We start from the raw sequence: 18,078 nt of genomic DNA, 5'->3' as shown, positions 1-18,078 counted from the left end.
AGACGCACCATGGCCGATCACCACCCGCTGCCGGAAGTCCACCTCGACGAGCTGCCGCAATTCCGCGCGGTCCAGCAGCTGGCGTACCGCTGCGTCGAAACCGTCGGCGCGATGCTCTACCCCGGCATCACCGAAAAGGAGGCCGCGCGGCTGCTGACCGAATGGCTGCAGGACAACGGCGTGCACGACTGGCTGCACAAGCCGTTCGCGTGGTTCGGCGACCGCACCGCGTTCGAAGGCTTCTCGGGGCTCAAGCACATGGGCGGCTTCAATCTCGCGTTCTTCCCGAGCAACCGCCAGCTCGAAACCGACATGCCGGTGATCCTCGACGTCGCGCCGGTGCTCGACGGCATCGTGGCCGACGTCGGCTACGCACACTGCCTCGGCCACAACCCGATCCTCGAGCAATTGCAGGACGACCTGATGGACCATCGCGACATGATCGTGCGGCTCGTGAAGGAGCGCCGGTCGATGGCCGAGGTCGCACAGGAAGTCGACGCACTGTGCCGCCGCCAGGGCGTCGAGCCGCGTCACAAGGCCTATCCGTTCAAGGTGCTCGCGCATCGCGTCGCGAAGATCCACAAGCTGTCGAAACCGCGCTTCGTCGCGCGCTTCGGGCTGAACGCGACGCGCAACCTGCTGCTCGACCAGGGTCGCGCGGCGAAGCAGCAGGGCTGGTCGCCGCTGTGGTCGATCGACCGGCGTTCCGAGCATGCGCCCGTGCCGGGCCTGTGGGCCGTCGAGCCGCATCTCGGCTTCGCCGGCGTCGGCGCGAAATTCGAGGAACTGCTCGTGATCACCGACGACGACGCGTACTGGCTCGACGAAGACCTGCCGCACGTGCGCCGCTGGCAGCGCCGCCAGGCCGAACGCACGCAGGCCGTCGCGACCGTGCAAGCCGCGGCCTGACGCATCCGCGCCTTCCCCCGACTCCCTGAACGACGGACTCACGATGCAGCCTCTTTCCGACGAAGCGCCGCTGGCCCTGTTCGAATCGGTTCACAGCGAGACGGCGGTCACCTCCGGCGACCTGACGCTCGCGGTCAAGACCTGGGGCGACCCGGCCCGCTCGCCGGTCGTGCTCGTGCACGGCTATCCCGACGACAGCAGCGTCTGGCAGCACGTCGCGCCGCTGCTCGCGCGCAAGCACTACGTGATCGCGTACGACGTGCGCGGCGCGGGCCTGTCCGGCGTGCCGAAACGCACGGCCGACTATCACCTGGCGAAACTCACCGACGACTTCGTCGCGGTGATCGACGCGCTCTGCCCCGGCCGCGCGGTCCATCTGATCGCGCACGACTGGGGCTCGATCCAGGGCTGGGAATTCGTCACCGATCCGCGCCTCGCCGGCCGCATCGCGTCGTACACGTCGTGCTCGGGGCCGTGCCTCGACCACGTCGGCTTCTGGCTGCGCGAACGCGTGCTGCGCCCGACGCCCGCATCGCTCGCCAAGCTCGGCGGCCAGCTCGTGCGCTCGTGGTACGTGTACCTGTTCCACCTGCCGTTCATTCCCGAGCTCGGCTGGCGGCTGTGGCTCGGCCGTGCGTGGCCGCGCCTGCTGCGCCGGCTCGAGAAGACGCCCGCCACACCGCGCCCGACGCAGGCCGACGACGGCGCGCGCGGCGTGCGCCTGTATCGCGCGAACTTCATCCGCTGCCTGTTCGCGCCGCGCGAACGCTACGCGCACGCACCGGTGCAGACGATCGTGCCGCTCGGCGACAAGTACGTGAGCCCCGCGCTGTCCGAGAACCTGTCGCGCTGGGTGCCGCAGTACTACCGTCGCGAAGTCGCGGCCGGCCACTGGCTGCCGCTCGCCGATCCCTCGCGCTTCGCCGATCTCGCCGGACAACTGATCGACGCGATCGAGTCGGGCAACGAACCGCCCGCGCTCGCGAACGCGCGCCGCCGCGCCACGAGCGGCCGCTTCAGCGGCAAGGTCGCGGTCGTCACCGGCGCGGGCAGCGGCATCGGCCGCAGCGCGGCGCTCGCGTTTGCCCGCGAAGGCGCGACGGTCGTCGCCTGCGACATCGATCTCGCGAGCGCCGAACGCACCGCGCTACTGCTCGGGCTGACCGGCGCGCAGGCGCATGCGAAACGCGTCGACGTCGGGTCCGCCGACGAGATGGAAGCGCTCGCGACGTGGGTCGGCAGCGAACTCGGCGGCGCGGACATCGTGGTCAACAACGCGGGCATCGGCATGGCCGGCGGCATCCTCGACACGAGCGCGCGGCACTGGGAGCGCATCCTGCACGTGAACCTGTGGGGCGTGATCCACGGCTCGCGGCTGTTCGCGCAGCAGATGGCCGCGCGCGGCACCGGCGGGCACATCGTCAACACGGCATCGGCCGCCGCGTTCGGGCCGTCGCGCGACCTGCCCGCCTACGCGACGACGAAGGCCGCCGTGCTGATGCTCAGCGAATGCATGCGCGCGGAGCTCGCGGAGAAAGGCATCGGCGTGACGGCCGTGTGCCCGGGTTTCGCGGAGACCGGAATCATGGCGTCGACGCAATACGCAGGCGCCAACGCGCAGGACGAAGCGCGGCTGCGCAAGCGCGCGACCAAGCTGTACCAGATGCGCGGCCTGAAGCCGGAAACCGTCGCGCAGGCGATGGTCGACGGCGTGCTGCGCAACCGCCCCGTCGTCGCGGTCGGCGGCGAGGCGCACGCGATGCGCTTCGTCGGCCGCTTCATGCCGTGGCTCGGCCGGATGATTGCCCGCGTCAGCATGGCATCGCATTGACGGCGCATGACGCCGCACAGGGAGACAACATGACCGATACCGCCGACTATCACAAGATCAAGGCCCGGCACGTGAAGTTCGACTTCAGCGACACGCCGATCACGTGGGTGCCGAACGATCCGGGCAGCACGCACATCATCAACACGCTGAACCTGCTGTTCCCGGAAGGCGAGCTGTGGTTCTGCCGCGTGTACAACAAGGCGCTGCCGCTGATCACCGATGCGCGCCTGCGCGACGAGGCCGAAGGCTTCCTGCGCCAGGAAGCCGTGCACTCGCGCTCGCACGGCGGCGTACTGAAGCACTACTACGACCGGCACGGGATCGACACGAAGCCGTTCACGCAGAAGCTCAACCGGCTGTTCACGCGCGTGCTCGGCGAACAGCCGTTCGGGCTGAAGATCGGCCATACGCGCTTCTGGCTGCGGCAGCAGCTGGCCGTGATCGCATCGCTCGAGCACTTCTTCGGCTATCTCGGCAACTGGGTGCTCAACGCGCACGGGCTCGACGAAGGCCGTGCCGACCCGACGATGGTCGACCTGCTGCGCTGGCACGGCGCCGAGGAAGTCGAGCACCGCACCGTCGCGTTCGACATCTACCGGCACCTGGGCGGCAGCTATCCGGAGCGCTGCGTGCACATGGCGTTCGTGATCCTGCTGCTGCTCTACTACATCACGACCGGCGCGAAGTTCATGTACCAGCGCGACCCGGACGCCGGCCGCTACCCGGGCTTCGTGCTCGCGTGGTGGCAAGGTTCGCGGCGCGGTCACCTGCCGTCGTTCTGGAAGGTGATCGGCGCGGCGCTGCGTTATTTCAAGCCGAGCTACACGCCGCACCACGAAGGCTCGACCGAGCAGGCGCTCGCCTACCTCGCGCGCTCGCCGGCCGCGCAGGCCGCCGCGCACGGCGGCAACTGGGGCACGACGAAGGGCGCCTGACCGCGTTTCCGGCCGGTTCGGCGGGCGGCGCCCGCCGAAATGCGTACAATCGCGGCTTCAATTTCCCGGAGGTGCCGCGATGGCCATGAAGAAAACCGATCTCGAAAAGAACAAGGCGCTCAAACTGACGCACTCGATGAAGCAGTCGAGCTCCGCACGTTTCGGCAAGGGCGCCGACGAAGCCGCCAAGCTCGACCGCCGCGCGCAGCGCAAGCTCGACCAGGAACAGGGCCTCGTGCCGTTCGCGTGCAAGCTCAACGCCGAACTCGTCGAACAGCTGAAGGCACGTGCGGCCACGCACCCGGAGGGGATGACGGGCCTGCTGTCCGAGCTGCTCGTGAACGGGCTCGCGCAACGCGACGCGTAACCGCCACGTATCTCGAAATTTCCGTTGACATTGCTGCACTGCCACGACACACTCGTTCGCATGCCTATGCTCAAGCCCAACGCCATCGCGCATAAAACACCAGTGAACGCCCGTACGCGGCGATCACCGGGGGCGCTTGTGCGTTAGCATCGAGATTCAGTTACGCATGTCACAAGGCCTCGCCGGAAACGGATGAGGCCTTTTTGTTTGGTGCACGTCATCCCGCCCGGCTCAACGGATGGAGATGACGATGGACCAAGCAAGCCGGCTGGTTGTTTGTCGCGATCGGTGCCGCACCGACGCAATCGCCTTACCGAGAGTCGAACTGCATTTCACGGTCGCGCCGCGCAAGACGCTGACGTGGCGCGCGCAGCACGACGCCGAGATCCGCGTGCACGATGCGACGCTGTGGATCACGCGGCTGGGCAGCGTCGACGATTACTGGATCCGGACCGGCGACGTGCTGCGCGTGCCGCGCGGCGATCGCATCTGGATCAGCACCGACGACGACGCGCCCGCCGAAGCGTCGATCACGACCGTGTACGTGATGCAACGCGACGCGTGGCTTGCGCGTGCGCTCGCAGGGATGCGCGCCATGCTGGGCGGGCGATGTCGAAGAAGTCGCGCGTGACGCATCATGCATCGCTGCGCGCTCGAGCCGCGTGCGCAGCGGCCTCGTGAAACGCAGCACGCGCGCGGCAACGGATCGCCCGCGCATATCCCGAAAATAGTCGTTGACAACACCGCAGCCCGACAACAAAATCGTTCGCATGCCTACGTTCAAGCTCATCGCCGTCGCGATTCATCGCCCGATGAACATTCGAAAGAATGATTCACGGGAGGCGCTTGTGCGTTAGCAATCGAGCAGTACCGCATGTCACACAAGGCCTCACCGGAAACGGATGAGGCCTTTTTGTTCTGGTGCGCGTCATCCGTCCGGCTCACTGAATGGAGAAGACGATGGACCAGGCAAGCCAGTTGTTTGACCGCCCCGATCGGCGCCACACCGGCACGATCGCGTTACCGACTGTCGTGATCCGTTTCGCGGTCGCGCCGCGCACGACGATGACCTGGCGCGCGCAGCAGGACGCGGAGCTTCGCACGCATGGCGCGGCGCTGTGGGTCACGCGCCCGCCGTGCGTCGACGATTACTGGGTGCGGCCCGGCGACGTGCTGCGCATCGCACGCGGCGAGCGCATCTGGCTCGGCACCGATGCCGACCGGTCGGCCGAAGCGACGATCACGACCGCATACGTGCGGCGCGGCGAGCGCTTCAGGCGCATGCTCGCGCACGTGCAACGTTTGCTCGTCGGGGTAGGGAGAAGAAGCGGATGAGCGACGTGCGGTCACGCACGCGCGACGCGGAACGGCCGCGACCGGAAACGGACGCACCTGCGGCGCAACGCGCCGCAGGTGCGCATCGAATGACGCGGCACGCCAGTGCGTGCCGCGAGCGATCGCGCGCCGTGCGCAGCAACCGGATGCAGCACGTGCATCAGGTACTGGCGGCGAGACGCGGGCCCGTGCTCCGGGGAGTGGACTCGAGGTCGGGACGTTGCGCTGCCTGCGAGGTCACCCACGGATCGATGCCCTGCTTCTGCACCTCTTCGAGGAATGACACACGTGTACGCCAGTAATCGGCCTGTAATTTCGCATCGATGACGCGCTGTTCGGCTGCGAACAGTTCCATGCGCGCCGTCACGAGCATCGACGCAGCGGTTTTTTCCGGCGTGGGGGCGTGTCGCATCGCCCAACGGCTGATCCAGTTCAACATGCTGACCTCCGTGATTACGGACGAACCCGCATCGGGCAATCGCAATCGGCCGTGCCTGCCCGAACACGCAACGGCCTTGACCGCCATTCACCGCCTGGCCTGCACGGACTGCGACTCCCCCGCGTCGGCAATTACCGGCCGGCGTGTGCATGCGCGGTGTATCTATCCTAGAAAGACTTGCCGGTTTATGCGATGGGGTCTTGCAATCTTTTACACAGAAACCACAGTCGCCCCCGCATCGCGAAATGACAGTTGCGGACGGGATGGCTTCGGCGCAGGATAGCCCGATATCTGCCACCGCCTGGACTGACGAATGGCCGCTGCACGCCGCTGCCGCGCATCCGCACCGGCCGCGCACGTGTTCGTGCCCGCACGCGCCGCCTGCACCGCGCTCGTGCAGCATGCGGGCGCTCCGTTTCAGTCGCATGTCATCGCGCACCCGCCATGCGCGGCGCAGCCGGCATGCCGTTGCACGCGCATCGGCCGGTTTCGCCCGCCGTTCCTCCCCGTTCCGCCGTTTCAGCCATTTCTGCCGGTCCGTGCCGCGCGAACCGGTAAAATGCGCGCCTTCGTCGCGCGGCCGGGCTGCCAGACCGTCCGCGCGCAGGCAACCGATCGTGCCCTCCAACTATATCGTCCGAGCTATCCGCGCTATTACAATCCGCCGATAGCCGGGCAATAGTGGCTGGTTACAGTAAGCCGGCCGCGCGCTGCCTTTACAACAATTCGGCACAACAATCAACACGACAACCCGACCGGAGAAACGCCTTCATGGAATCCATCAAGCGGTATTTCGGCTTCGCTGAAGCCGGCACCGACTTCCGCACTGAAATACTCGCGGGCGTCACCACGTTCCTGACGATGGCCTACATCATCTTCGTCAACCCCGCGATCCTCGGCGACGCCGGCATGCCGAAGGAATCCGTGTTCGTCGCGACCTGCCTCGTCGCGGCGCTGGCGTCGATCATCATGGGGCTGTACGCGAACTACCCGATCGCATGCGCGCCCGGCATGGGCCTGAACGCGTATTTCGCGTACACGGTCGTCAAGGGGATGGGCTTCACGTGGCAGGCCGCGCTCGGCGCGGTGTTCATCTCCGGCTGCCTGTTCCTGCTGGTCACGCTGTTCCGCGTGCGCGAGGCGATCGTCAACGGCATTCCGAAATCGCTGCGGATCTCGATCACGGCCGGTATCGGCCTGTTCCTCGGCATCATCTCGCTGAAGACGTCGGGCGTGATCGTCGGCAACCCGGCCACGCTCGTGACGCTCGGCGATCTGCACAAGCACGACACCATCCTCGCGATCGTCGGCTTCTTCACGATCGTCACGCTCGACCACCTGCGCGTGCGCGGCGCGATCCTGATCGGCATCATCGGCGTCACGATCCTGTCGTTCTTCTTCGGCGACAACCAGTTCCACGGCGTGTTCTCCGCGCCGCCGTCGATCGATGCGACGCTGTTCAAGCTCGACATCCGCGCCGCGCTGTCGACCGGCATCATCAACGTGATCCTCGTGTTCTTCCTCGTCGAGCTGTTCGACGCGACGGGCACGCTGATGGGCGTCGCGAACCGCGCGGGCCTGCTCGTCGAAGGCAAGATGAACCGCCTGAACAAGGCGCTGCTCGCCGACAGCACGGCGATCGTCGCGGGCTCGGTGCTCGGCACGTCGTCGACCACCGCGTATATCGAAAGCGCGTCGGGCGTGCAGGCCGGCGGCCGCACCGGCATGACGGCCATCACCGTCGCGGTGCTGTTCCTCGCGTGCCTGTTCATCGCGCCGCTCGCCGGCGTCGTGCCGGCCTACGCAACGGCGCCCGCGCTGCTGTACGTGTCGTGCCTGATGCTGCGCGAGATGGTCGACGTGCCCTGGGACGATGCGACGGAAGCCGTGCCGGCCGCGCTGACCGCGCTGCTGATGCCGTTCACGTACTCGATCGCGAACGGCGTCGCATTCGGCTTCATCGCGTACGGCGGCCTCAAGCTGCTGACGGGCCAGGCGCGCACGGTCAAGCCGATCGTGTGGATCATCGCGGCCGTGTTCCTGTTCCGCTTCTTCTATCTCGGCAGCGAGTAAGCGCAGCACTGCACGATGAAATGAAAAAACGCCACCTTCGGGTGGCGTTTCTGTTTTCGCGCGATTCTTCTGCGATCCTGACGAATCGACGCGCACGGCCAGGCCGGCGCTCGGGCAACCCGGCGCGGCCCGCATACGAAAATGCCGCCCGGCCCGCCGAACGGCATTGCGCGAAAGGCACGGTCTTCGCGTGCGCCGCGCTCAGGCGCGCGCGCCGCAAGACGAGCGTCGTGTTGTCAGCGCCAGTTGGCCTCGTAAAAGCGCACGTAGCCGCTGCGCAGCGTCACGCACTGCGCACGCGTCTCCGACAGCAGGCGCCGCGCAGCCGCTTCGATACGGTCGCGATGCTGGTCGAATGCGCCGACCATGTCCTCGAAGCGCGGCGATGCCGCGCCGAAGTGGTCTTCCAGCGCCTCGGCGGTAATCTGACATTGAACACGCTCGCCATTGACCAGTGCCGTGAACGCAAGCATCAGGTCACGCCCCGAATACTCAGGCTTCTCGTTCGTGAAATGGATCTGCATGAGAGCCGCCTCGACCGGTAGAAAACGAATGACCGCGTCCGTCGTCCGCTACCGGCCGGGCGAAATGTACGCGGGCTCGCCGGCGGAGGCCCTGACCACGGGGTTTGGCGCGGTCAATGCATGCCGGTTGATTTCCACTTTAGACGGTTTCGCGCAGGAGACAAATTTTCCGGTGTGCGTCGTTCCGACGCGCATTTCGTCTGATCTGCGCGGGGCATCCGGCACCGTTTCGGCAACGGGCGTCAGTGAGGATCGGTAGGCCAGATGTTGAGCGCGATCGCGGCGGTCGTGACGCCCACCGCAATCGCGGCCGCTCCGTACTTCACCGCATCGGTCAGATCGAACAGCAATCCGTGGATCGCCACGGCAATGCCGCCCAGCATGATGAACGTGGCGATGGCCGCCAGCACGACTCTCAGTTCCGTCCGAACCATGATGCGTCTCCCGAACGGATGCATGTCGCGTCGCATGCATGTTGCAATGCGGAACACGGCGCGTGCGTGCTCCATTTCCATCATTGCAGGCGGGCGCTTAAAAGCAAGGGGATTTTGTTCGCGGTCGCACATCGCACGTGGCGCTTGTATGATGATGCGTACCCGGACGGTCGGCTGTCGCGCCGGATGGTGCACCGCGAGCGGAGATGCACTCCGCCGCCGATTCCGGTTCGGTCTGCCCAGGCGGCCCCGGGAACAGGAGACAAGTCATGCCGCAACCCTTCGTGCTGCCCGCCGCAGCGGTTCGCACCGACCTGCTCGCGCAGGCGCATGCGCGCTCGACCGCGGTCGGCCTGCGCGCGCACGAACGCCCCGATTTTTCGCCGCTGTCGCACCTCGCGCTGCGCGAGCTGCTCGACACGAATCACACGCTGTTCTCGCACGCGCGCCCGGTGATGGAGGATCTCCACGCACAGATCGCCGATACGCAAAGCCTCGTGCTGCTGACTGACGCCGACGGCGTGATCCTGCACAGCATCGGCGACGCGGATTTCATCGAGAAAGCCAACCGCGTCGCGCTATGCAACGGCGTGTCGTGGGCCGAAGGCGCACGCGGCACCAATGCGATCGGCACCGCGCTCGCGTCGGGCCAGGCCGTCGTGGTGCACGGTTCCGAACACTTCCTGCGCGCGAACCACATCCTCACGTGCTCGTGCGCCCCGATCGCCGATCCGTTCGGCCGCATGCTCGGCGCGCTCGACGTCAGCGGCGACCCGCGCGGCTCCAGCCCGCATACGCTCGCGCTCGTGCGGATGTCCGCGCAGCTGATCGAGAACCACCTGTTCGCGAACCAGTGTGGCGAAGCGCTGCGGCTGCGTTTTCATGCGCACGAGGATTGCGTCGATTCGCTGTTCGCCGGGCTCGTCGCATTCGGCCCCGATGGCGGGCTGATCGCCGCGAACCGCAGCGCGCAATTCCAGCTCGGCGCGTCGTTCGACGCACTGCAGCATCAGGCCAGCGATGCGTTGTTCGGCATGCGCTTCGGCCAGCTCGCGCAGCAGGCCGCCCGCGCGCCCGGCGCCACGTTCCGGCTCACGCTGTCGACCGGCGTACGCGTGCTCGCCCGCTGCGAATTCCCGGAAGCGCAGAAAACGGCCATTGCCGTCACGCCACCCGCGCCGGCCGTGCGGGTACGCGCGCCGGACCCCGACGCGATCACGTTCGCGACGCTCGACACCGGCGATGCACGCATGGCCGCCGTGCTCGAGCGTGTCGCGAAGATCCGTGGGCGCGACCTGCCGCTGCTGATCCTCGGCCAGACCGGCACCGGCAAGGAATGGCTCGCCCGCGCGCTGCACCAGGCGTCGCCGCGCGCGGACGGCCCGTTCGTCGCGGTCAACTGCGCCGCGCTGCCCGATTCGCTGATCGAGGCCGAGTTGTTCGGCTATGAGGACGGCGCGTTCACGGGCGCGCGCAAGCGCGGCAGCCCCGGCAAGATCGCGCAGGCCGACGGCGGCACGCTGTTTCTCGACGAGATCGGCGACATGCCGCTCGCGCAGCAGGTCCGGCTGATGCGCGTGCTGCAGGAGCGCGCGGTGATGCCGCTCGGCGGCGCACGCGCGGTGCCGGTCGACGTGCGGGTGGTCTGCGCGACCCATCGCGACCTGCGCGCGATGATCGCGGACGGCACGTTCCGCGAAGACCTGTTCTACCGGATCAACGGGCTCGCGGTCACGCTGCCGGCGCTCGCCGCGCGCACCGACCTGCACGCGCTCGTCGACCGGATTCTCGCGCGGCTCGCGCGCAGCGAGCCGATGCCGCGCCGTCTCGCGGCCGATGTGCTCGACGCGTTCGCGCGCCACCGCTGGCCCGGCAACCTGCGGCAGATGACCAACGTGCTGCGCACCGCCGGCATGCTCGCCGAAGACGAAGCCGAAATCACGCTCGCGCATCTGCCCGACGATTTCTGGCTCGACTGCGACGACCCACCGGCTGCAGCGGCGGTAGCCACGCCGCCCGCACCGGCCGGCATGCGCGAAGGCACGACGCTGCACAGCCATCAGGCCGCGGTGATCGACGCGGTGCTCGCGCGGCACGGCGGCAACGTATCGGCGGCCGCGCGCGAACTCGGTCTCGCGCGCAACACCGTGTACCGGTACCTGCGGCGGCACTGACCCCGATGACCGGCGGCCCGCGGCCGCCGGCCGGTTCGGGTATGCTTGGCGCGTTGCCGCCGAACCGCCGCCCGCTTCAGTCATGACCGATCCAGACCACTCGCCCCTCGTGCGCATCGAGCCGCTCGGCGTGACCTTCGACGCACCCGATTCGCTGACGCTGCTCGAAGCCGCCGCGTTCGCACGCGTGTCGCTGCCGCGCTCGTGCCGCAACGGCACGTGCCGAAGCTGCCTTTGCCGAATCGTCAGCGGCAGCGTACGCTACACGATCGAATGGCCGGGGCTGAGCCGCGAGGAAAAGTCAGACGGCTATACGCTGCCGTGCGTGGCCGTCGCGACGTCGGACCTCGTGCTCGACGTGCCCGACGCGGTCATGCTCGACTAGACGCGGCGCGCGGTCGCGCGTCGTCCTGCAATGCTCGATCCCGCATGGAGAACGTGATGACCCAGCCAACCGATCGCATCGAACAACAGACCCAGCTCGCGGCATCGCCCGACCGCGTCTGGGAAGCCGTCAGCAATTCCGGCGAATTCGGCCACTGGTTCGGCGTCACGTTCGACGGGCCGTTCGCGGCCGACCAGCCGCTGTTCGGCCGCATCACGCCGACACGCGTCGACGACGATGTCGCCAAGGCGCAGGAGCCCTATGCCGGCACTGTGTTCGAAATCGTCGTCGATCGGATCGAACCGAAGCAACTGTTCTCGTTTCGCTGGCATCCGTTCGCGATCGACCCGAATTTCGATTACACGTCCGAGCCGATGACGCTCGTCACGTTCACGCTCGCCGCCCAGGCCGGCGGCACGCTGCTGACGGTCACCGAAACGGGTTTCGATCAGTTGATCGAAGCGCGCCGCGCGAAGGCCCGCGAGATGAACGATCACGGCTGGGCCGCGCAGATGACGCTGATCACGAAGTACCTGGCGAAGCACGCGTAGCGCGCCGCTACGCCGCACGTGCCTACCGACCTGCGAACCGACGTGCGTGGCATAATCCGCTCCATCGTCGCCCACCCGCCGCCGCGCATCGCATGCTGAGTCGTCGCCTCCGGAAGATCGGCAGTCTGATCGGGATGCTCGCCATCCTGATGACGGCGCTCGCGCCGACGATCTCGCAGGCCCTGACCACGCAAGGGCGTGTCGATGCACTGCTGGCCGGCTACTGTTCGGCCGCGCCCGCCACCGGCGACCGCGCCGCCGATGCGTCGACGAAGCGCCTGCAGGCCCATCTCCAGGCATGCGGCTACTGCAGCCTGCTTGCCCATACCCCCGCGCTGCCCGCCCCCGAACTGACGTTCGCGGCCAACGTGCACGTGATCCAGCACCGCGCGGCCACCCGCTTCGAAAGCCTGCGCCGCGCGCTGCCGCTCACGGCCGCGCAACCGCGCGCCCCGCCGTTCGCGTCCTGATCCGTCGTCATTGCGCGTGATGCCGTAGCGCATCGCGCAGTCCGCGCACGCCGCCCGCGTGCGCGACGTGTCACGTTTCGAAGGACGTTCATGTCTCACCATGCTGCGCGCGGCCTCGTGCCGTGCGCACGGCTGGCCGCTTCCGGCTCGCACCGCCATTGCCGCACCGCCATTCGCCCGCATGCGAATGCCCGGCCGCGCACGTCCGTGCCGACCGCCGCCGGCATCGATGCCGCTCGCGCATCCGTCCGTCGAATCCGTCTTTCACATCCGATTCGCCACTCGTTCATCCAGCCATGAAAACCCTCCATTTCGTTCGCGGCGCACTCGCCGCACTCGGCTTCGCCGCCATCCAGGCCGCGCATGCGCACGCCATTCCGAAGACGCAGGACCCGGCCGCCGACGCCACACTGTCGGCCGCGCCGCACGCGGTCACGATCGGCTTCAGCGAAGCGCTCGAACCGGCGTTCAGCTCGATCGCCGTCACCGACAGCCACGGGCAATCGGTCGCCGCCGGGAAATCGGCCGTCGACGCCGGCAACCGGAAGCGGATGCACGTCGCGCTGGCCAGCCTGACGGCCGGCACGTACACGGTCGCGTGGGTCGCGGTGGCCAGCGACGGCCATCGCACGCAAGGCCACTACGCATTCACGCTGAAATAACACCGCACTGCCCACCGCCCCCACCCGATAAGGAGAACCCACGATGAAACGCTCGATTCCGACCGGCCTGCTCTTCGCGCTGCTGGCGCTGCACGCTTCCACCACGTTCGCCGCGCCGGCCGTGCAGGCCGATGCATGCTGGATCCGCGCGATGCCCGCGACGGTGCCGTCGTCCGGCTACTTCACGCTGAAGAACGACGGCGACGCGCCCGCGACGCTGACGGGCATCGACACCCCCGCATACGGGATGGCGATGGTGCATGAAACGCAGACGAACGGCAGCACCGCGAAGATGGTTCACGTCGACTCGGTCGTCGTCCCCGCGCACGGCACGGTGACGTTCAAGCCGAAGAGCTATCACGTGATGCTGGAGGAACCGCGCCAGGCCGTCGCGCCCGGCGCGAAGGTGCCGTTCCGGCTGCACTTCGCAGACGGCTCGACGGTGTCCGTGACCTGCGACGCGAAGCCGCCGACCTACGCCGGCCAGTAACGCACCCCGTACCCCGATCGAAGGAGACGCACATGAAAGACCGCCTGCCGCTGGCCGACCTGATCGTCCGCTACCGGACGCCGCTGAATGTTGCCGTACTGATCGTCTGCGGGATATGGGCAGCGTGGATCGCGTGGATGACGCGGCCTGCCGCCATCGACACGCCGCCGTCGATTCCCGCGTACTGCATGCGCGACGCGCGCTGACGCGCCCGCACGGTTCCGGTGGCGGCGCGTGCCATTATTGGCGTGGCATCATCGATGCATCCCGATCGCCGGAACCGCCTCTCGGAGCAACGCATGGCCCTTCAGACCTGGATGCTGTTCGCCGCAGCCTATCTCGCCACGACGCTGTCGCCGGGGCCCAACGTGCTGCTCGTGATCCGCAATACGGTGCGCTACGGCACGCGCGGCACCGCCGCGACGATCGCGGGCAACCTCGTCGCGCAGGGCGTGGTCGTGGTGCTCGTCGCGCTCGGCGTCGGCGCGGTACTGGCCGCGATGCCGCCGTTGTTCGTCGCGATGAAGGTGGTCGGCGCCGCTTACCTGATGTTCCTGGGCGTCCGGCAGTTGCGCGGCGACCGCAAGGCCGCCGCGTCGGGCGGCGCCGCGGAGATCGCCGTGCCCGACCGCCGCAAGCTGTTCCGCGAAGCGCTGCTCGTGTCGGGCAGCAATCCGAAGACGATGATCTTCCTGTCGGCGTTCATGCCGCAGTTCGTCGTGCACGACCGCCCGCTCGCGCTGCAGTTCGTCGTGATGTACGCGACGATCGCCTGCACGGTCGTGATCGTTCACAGCGTCTATTCGGCCGGCGTGCGCCGGTTTCATCGCGGCTTCGGCATGAGCCGCGCGGTGCGCGCGCTCAAGCGCGCCAGCGGGCTGCTGTTCGTCGGGCTCGGAATCAAGCTGCTGACTGCGCGGCAGGCCTAAGCCGGCGCAATCCCGTCAGCGCAGGTGCGCGGCCAGCGCGGCCGTGATTGCGTCGAACGACGGACGCGCATCGACGTCCTCGTTCAGGCACGCCGCCGCCAGCGCATCGAGCGCGCCGGCGTGCGGTTCGCATCGCGCGAGCAATTCGCCGAGCAGATGGCCGAATGCCCGCACCTCGAGCCGTTCGAACCGGGCGCCGCGTGTACGGTCGTTCACGTCGTAAAGCGACGCCGCGCCGAAATCGCCGAGCAACGCACCGCCCTCCCCGTCGTGCAGGATGTTGTGCGCATACAGGTCGCCATGCATGATGCCGCGCGCATGCAGATGGCCGGCGACCGACGCGATGCCGTGCGCGATCCGCACCGCTTCCGCCGGATCGAATTGCGTGCCGGCCGCATAGACGTCGCGCGTGCAGGACGCGAAGCTCGGCGGCCCGGCGAGATTCGTGAGCGCGGAATCGACCCGCTCCATCACGAGGCCGTGCGCGCCGTCGGGATGCCCGTACACCTTGCCGATCACCGGGATCACGTTCGGATGACGGCCGGCATGCAGGCACGCGGCCATTTCGCAATCGGGCAGGCCGTCGCTCGTTACCGCCCCCTTGAAGAGCTTGACCGCGACCGTCCGCGGCGGCTGGCCGTCCGCCCGCCACTGCGCGCGATAAATGACACCCGATGCGCCCTCGCCCAGCTTCTGTTCACATGCAAGCGACGCCCAGTCGATCGCGACGACGTCCGGCCCGGCCGACGCCGCGGCCTCCGGCACCGCGCCGAACGGATTGCCGGCAACGGCAAGCCACGCGAGACGCGGCAGGTGCAGCAGCCAGTCGGGCAACGCATCCAGCCGGTTCGCCGACAGCCGCACCAGTTCCAGCGCGCGGCAGGCAGCCATTTCAGCCGGCAGCGCCCGCAGCCGGTTGCCGGCGAGCATGAGTTTCTGCAACCGCGAACAGTCGCCGATGTCGGCAGGCAGTTCGCCGATGTCGTTGTCGGTCAGGATCAGCCAGCGCAGCGCACGCGGCAGCGCGCCGCGCGGCACCGCGCCGATCCGGTTAGCCTTGAAGCCGATCATGTCGAGTTGCCCGCACGCGCCGAGTACGTCGGGAAAGGCGGTGAAGCGATTGCCCGACGCGAACAGGATGCGCAGGCGATGCAGCCGCGGCAGGTCGTCCGGCAGCGCGGACAGCGCATTGCCGGTCAGGTCGAGCACTTCGAGCGTGTCGGCAAGATCGAAGATCTCGCGCGGAAATTCGGTCAACCCGCATGCGAGCTTGAGTTGCCGCGCGCCCGACAGTTGTCCGGCCTGCAGTTGTTCGAGGGTGTGGGTCACGGTGAGAAAACGGGTGGCGGTTGCGATGATCGTTGGACCGATCGGACGAATTCTACCGGGATCGCTTTCGTGTACCTGCACGACCTTGTCACACCCCCTTCACAAATGCGCAATGTGACGTTAGAATTGCGGCCCTTGCAGTGCCGACGTGGTGAAATTGGTAGACACGCTATCTTGAGGGGGTAGTGGCGAAAGCTGTGCGAGTTCGAGTCTCGCCGTCGGCACCAGGTTAATGCAATGCGCTGCTTGCCAGCGCCCCGCCACGGGTCGCCCGCACCCGATTCCTCCGCAGCAATCTGCTCCGCCCCCCCGGTTCGCCCGCCTTGCGGCAGCCCATCCGCATCAAGACCGCGCGCAGCGGACGTAACGATCGTTCGCCACGGAAGCCGACTTGCGCAGAAGCACTCACCGCCTTCACGCGATGACATCGATCGTCACGTACATCGCTCCGTCCGCCGTCTTCACCTACTGCACATACTGCTCGTTCCCCATCAGCCCGATCTTCGTCGCGCCCACCCGTTGCGCCGACGCCAGCACCGCGGCGACATCACGATACGGCGCCTGCCGATCCGGCCGGAGCCTGAGTTCGGCCTGCACCGGTTCGGCCGCGACCTGCGCCAGCTTCGCCTCGAGCGCCGCGCGATCGGGCAAGCGCGTGCCGTTCCATGCCGTCGCGCCGTCGGCCGCGACGTCGATCTGCACGACCTCCGGTTCCGCGGCCGGCGGCGCGGCGCCCACCGGCAGGTTCATCCGGACCGCATGCATCTGGATCGGAATGGTGATGATCAACATGATCAGCAGGACCAGCATCACGTCGATCAGCGGCGTCGTGTTGATGTCCACCATCACGTCCGGTTCGCTGCCCGACGATACGTTCATGCCCATGACTGCCTCCTAGCTGCCGCGCGCGGGCGGCTCCGTGATGAACGACACCTTCTCGATGCCCGCCCGTTCGCATGCCGCGATCACGCGACCGACGAACTCGTAACGCGTGCTCTCGTCGCCGCGCACGTGGACGTCCGGTTGCGGCGACTGCACTGCGACGCCCTTCAGGCGCGCGAGCAGCGTCGGCGCGTCGACCGGCGCCGCGTTCCAGAAGAATTCACCCTGACGATCGACCGCGATTTCGACACTCTCCGGCCGGCTCTGCAACGGCTGCACGGTTTCCTTCGGCAATTCCACCGGAATCGTGTGCGTCACCACCGGAATCGTGATCAGAAAAATGATGAGCAGTACCAACATCACGTCGACGAGCGGCGTTGTGTTGATCTGTGCGATGACCTCGTCGTCATCGTCCTGACGGATACTCATGCCCATGACCGGCTCCGCTCAGTCGATCAGCGCAGGCGTGCGCGCGTCGTCACGCACGGGCCGTTTCCCGCTCGCCAGCACCACGACGTGAAGCTGCGCGCCGAATGCACGCACGCGTTCCATCACCGCCTTGTTGCGGCGCACGAGGAAGTTGTAGCCGAGCACGGCGGGCACCGCCACCGCCAGGCCGATCGCGGTCATGATGAGCGCCTCGCCCACCGGCCCCGCGACCTTGTCGATCGACGCCTGGCCCGCGACGCCGATCGCGGTCAGCGCGTGATAGATGCCCCACACCGTGCCGAACAGGCCGACGAACGGCGCGGTCGATCCCACCGTACCGAGAAACGCAAGGCCGTCCTGCAAACGGTTCGACACGCTGGCCATCGCCCGCTCGACCGACGTGTCGACCCACGTATTGCGGTCGACGGCTTCGAGCAACACCTCGTCGTGATGCTCGCCGGCCTCGATCGCCGTCTCCGCAATGAAACGAAACGGCGACGCCGGGTCGAGCAACTGCACGCCTTCCGCGAGCGACGGCGCAGCCCACAGCTGCGCGTCGGCCCGTTTCGCGCGGCGGTTCGCACGGGTCTGCTCGAAGAACTTCGTGACCATGATGTACCAGCTGCCCATCGACATCACGACCAGCAGGATCAGTACGAAACGCGCGACGAAGTCGCCGCCGCGCCACAACGCGTCGAGTCCGTACGGATTGGCCGCAGCGGCCGGCACGGCAGGCGCTGCCTGCGGCGCGGGACCGGCGACGGCCGGAACGGCCGGCAGCGCGGCGACGGTGGCGGTGGCCGGTGCCGCCGCGGCACGCGTCTCGGCCCGCGCATCATGCGGCGCGACGAGCACGCCTGCCATACCACCGGCAATCATCAGGCTGGCCGCGAAAGCGGCAATCAATTGCTTCTTCATGTCTGCTCCATT

23 protein-coding genes and 1 tRNA gene are annotated in these 18,078 nt (G+C 67.7%); 17 read left to right on the top strand and 7 right to left on the bottom strand.

Annotated features, from left to right (window positions below; all coding sequences use genetic code 11):
- Positions 1–9: 9 nt before the first annotated feature.
- The 6 genes from ACWMMN_RS20380 (at position 10) to ACWMMN_RS20355 (ending at position 5,377) form a co-directional block, all read left to right on the top strand.
- Positions 10–909, top strand: coding sequence for a M24 family metallopeptidase (locus ACWMMN_RS20380; RefSeq protein WP_059239461.1), 900 nt, complete (start codon positions 10–12; stop codon positions 907–909).
- 43 nt (positions 910–952) lie between these two features.
- Positions 953–2,740 carry an SDR family oxidoreductase gene (locus ACWMMN_RS20375; protein ID WP_059239459.1) on the top strand — a complete coding sequence of 596 codons (1,788 nt, stop codon included), beginning with the start codon at positions 953–955 and terminating at the stop codon, positions 2,738–2,740.
- A 29-nt stretch (positions 2,741–2,769) separates the two neighbouring features.
- A complete protein-coding gene (locus ACWMMN_RS20370; RefSeq protein ID WP_059239457.1) occupies positions 2,770–3,675 on the top strand; it encodes a metal-dependent hydrolase in 906 nt (301 codons plus the stop codon).
- Between the two features lie 79 nt (positions 3,676–3,754).
- Positions 3,755–4,042: a hypothetical protein gene (locus ACWMMN_RS20365; protein WP_059239455.1), complete on the top strand. Its 288-nt coding sequence runs from the start codon at positions 3,755–3,757 to the stop codon at positions 4,040–4,042.
- Between the two features lie 250 nt (positions 4,043–4,292).
- Positions 4,293–4,673, top strand: a complete 381-nt coding sequence (locus tag ACWMMN_RS20360) for a DUF2917 domain-containing protein (protein ID WP_059240928.1) — start codon at positions 4,293–4,295, stop codon at positions 4,671–4,673.
- Positions 4,674–5,002: 329 nt separating this feature from the next.
- Positions 5,003–5,377, top strand: coding sequence for a DUF2917 domain-containing protein (locus tag ACWMMN_RS20355; protein ID WP_486423859.1), 375 nt, complete (start codon positions 5,003–5,005; stop codon positions 5,375–5,377).
- 160 nt (positions 5,378–5,537) lie between these two features.
- Here ACWMMN_RS20355 and ACWMMN_RS20350 read toward each other — a convergent pair whose 3' ends face one another.
- Entirely contained in the window at positions 5,538–5,816 is a 279-nt protein-coding gene (locus ACWMMN_RS20350; RefSeq protein WP_011354312.1) for a hypothetical protein, read from the bottom strand.
- 313 nt (positions 5,817–6,129) lie between these two features.
- Here ACWMMN_RS20350 and ACWMMN_RS20345 point away from each other — a divergent pair, with 313 nt between their 5' ends.
- On the top strand, positions 6,130–6,498 hold the full coding sequence (locus tag ACWMMN_RS20345; RefSeq protein ID WP_486423858.1) for a hypothetical protein: 369 nt from the start codon (positions 6,130–6,132) through the stop codon (positions 6,496–6,498).
- 89 nt (positions 6,499–6,587) lie between these two features.
- Positions 6,588–7,889: an NCS2 family permease gene (locus ACWMMN_RS20340; protein ID WP_486423857.1), complete on the top strand. Its 1,302-nt coding sequence runs from the start codon at positions 6,588–6,590 to the stop codon at positions 7,887–7,889.
- A 236-nt stretch (positions 7,890–8,125) separates the two neighbouring features.
- Here ACWMMN_RS20340 and ACWMMN_RS20335 read toward each other — a convergent pair whose 3' ends face one another.
- Positions 8,126–8,413 (bottom strand): DUF1488 family protein, encoded by a 288-nt coding sequence (locus ACWMMN_RS20335; RefSeq protein WP_011354308.1) that lies wholly within the window; start codon positions 8,411–8,413, stop codon positions 8,126–8,128.
- Between the two features lie 242 nt (positions 8,414–8,655).
- Complete coding sequence (locus ACWMMN_RS20330; protein ID WP_319002356.1) at positions 8,656–8,931, bottom strand: DUF2964 family protein; 276 nt, start codon at positions 8,929–8,931, stop codon at positions 8,656–8,658.
- Between the two features lie 185 nt (positions 8,932–9,116).
- On the opposite strand from ACWMMN_RS20330, the gene ACWMMN_RS20325 reads away from it, so the two are divergent.
- The 8 genes from ACWMMN_RS20325 to ACWMMN_RS20290 all read left to right on the top strand — a co-directional run bounded on the left by ACWMMN_RS20325 (position 9,117) and on the right by ACWMMN_RS20290 (position 14,508).
- Positions 9,117–11,021, top strand: a complete 1,905-nt coding sequence (locus tag ACWMMN_RS20325; protein WP_486423856.1) for a sigma-54-dependent Fis family transcriptional regulator — start codon at positions 9,117–9,119, stop codon at positions 11,019–11,021.
- Between the two features lie 82 nt (positions 11,022–11,103).
- Positions 11,104–11,406 carry a 2Fe-2S iron-sulfur cluster-binding protein gene (locus tag ACWMMN_RS20320; RefSeq protein WP_059239446.1) on the top strand — a complete coding sequence of 101 codons (303 nt, stop codon included), beginning with the start codon at positions 11,104–11,106 and terminating at the stop codon, positions 11,404–11,406.
- Between the two features lie 56 nt (positions 11,407–11,462).
- Entirely contained in the window at positions 11,463–11,957 is a 495-nt protein-coding gene (locus tag ACWMMN_RS20315; protein WP_174992470.1) for an SRPBCC family protein, read from the top strand.
- Positions 11,958–12,049: 92 nt separating this feature from the next.
- Positions 12,050–12,427 (top strand): DUF2946 domain-containing protein, encoded by a 378-nt coding sequence (locus tag ACWMMN_RS20310; protein ID WP_059239444.1) that lies wholly within the window; start codon positions 12,050–12,052, stop codon positions 12,425–12,427.
- Between the two features lie 296 nt (positions 12,428–12,723).
- Complete coding sequence (gene copC / locus ACWMMN_RS20305) at positions 12,724–13,089, top strand: copper homeostasis periplasmic binding protein CopC (RefSeq protein ID WP_059239442.1); 366 nt, start codon at positions 12,724–12,726, stop codon at positions 13,087–13,089.
- Between the two features lie 43 nt (positions 13,090–13,132).
- Complete coding sequence (locus tag ACWMMN_RS20300; protein ID WP_059239439.1) at positions 13,133–13,579, top strand: copper chaperone PCu(A)C; 447 nt, start codon at positions 13,133–13,135, stop codon at positions 13,577–13,579.
- 32 nt (positions 13,580–13,611) lie between these two features.
- The gene (locus ACWMMN_RS20295) at positions 13,612–13,785 is read left to right on the top strand and encodes a hypothetical protein (RefSeq protein WP_486423855.1); all 174 of its coding nucleotides are present in this window, start codon (positions 13,612–13,614) and stop codon (positions 13,783–13,785) included.
- 93 nt (positions 13,786–13,878) lie between these two features.
- Positions 13,879–14,508, top strand: a complete 630-nt coding sequence (locus tag ACWMMN_RS20290; protein ID WP_486423854.1) for a LysE family translocator — start codon at positions 13,879–13,881, stop codon at positions 14,506–14,508.
- Between the two features lie 15 nt (positions 14,509–14,523).
- On the opposite strand, the gene ACWMMN_RS20285 is transcribed toward ACWMMN_RS20290, so the two are convergent.
- Positions 14,524–15,837 (bottom strand): leucine-rich repeat-containing protein kinase family protein, encoded by a 1,314-nt coding sequence (locus ACWMMN_RS20285; RefSeq protein WP_486423853.1) that lies wholly within the window; start codon positions 15,835–15,837, stop codon positions 14,524–14,526.
- A 142-nt stretch (positions 15,838–15,979) separates the two neighbouring features.
- On the opposite strand from ACWMMN_RS20285, the gene ACWMMN_RS20280 reads away from it, so the two are divergent.
- A tRNA-Leu gene (locus tag ACWMMN_RS20280) sits at positions 15,980–16,064 on the top strand.
- A 238-nt stretch (positions 16,065–16,302) separates the two neighbouring features.
- Here ACWMMN_RS20280 and ACWMMN_RS20275 read toward each other — a convergent pair.
- The 3 genes from ACWMMN_RS20275 to ACWMMN_RS20265 are packed head-to-tail and all read right to left on the bottom strand — an operon-like array spanning position 16,303 to position 18,066.
- Positions 16,303–16,722 (bottom strand): ExbD/TolR family protein, encoded by a 420-nt coding sequence (locus ACWMMN_RS20275; protein WP_059239436.1) that lies wholly within the window; start codon positions 16,720–16,722, stop codon positions 16,303–16,305.
- Between the two features lie 9 nt (positions 16,723–16,731).
- The gene (locus ACWMMN_RS20270; RefSeq protein WP_059239434.1) at positions 16,732–17,154 is read right to left on the bottom strand and encodes an ExbD/TolR family protein; all 423 of its coding nucleotides are present in this window, start codon (positions 17,152–17,154) and stop codon (positions 16,732–16,734) included.
- Positions 17,155–17,166: 12 nt separating this feature from the next.
- A complete protein-coding gene (locus tag ACWMMN_RS20265; RefSeq protein WP_059239432.1) occupies positions 17,167–18,066 on the bottom strand; it encodes a MotA/TolQ/ExbB proton channel family protein in 900 nt (299 codons plus the stop codon).
- Positions 18,067–18,078 lie beyond the last annotated feature (12 nt).

The organism is Burkholderia cepacia complex sp. TUM26381, from assembly GCF_057439935.1.
This window is presented reverse-complemented; position numbering and strand designations above follow the sequence as displayed.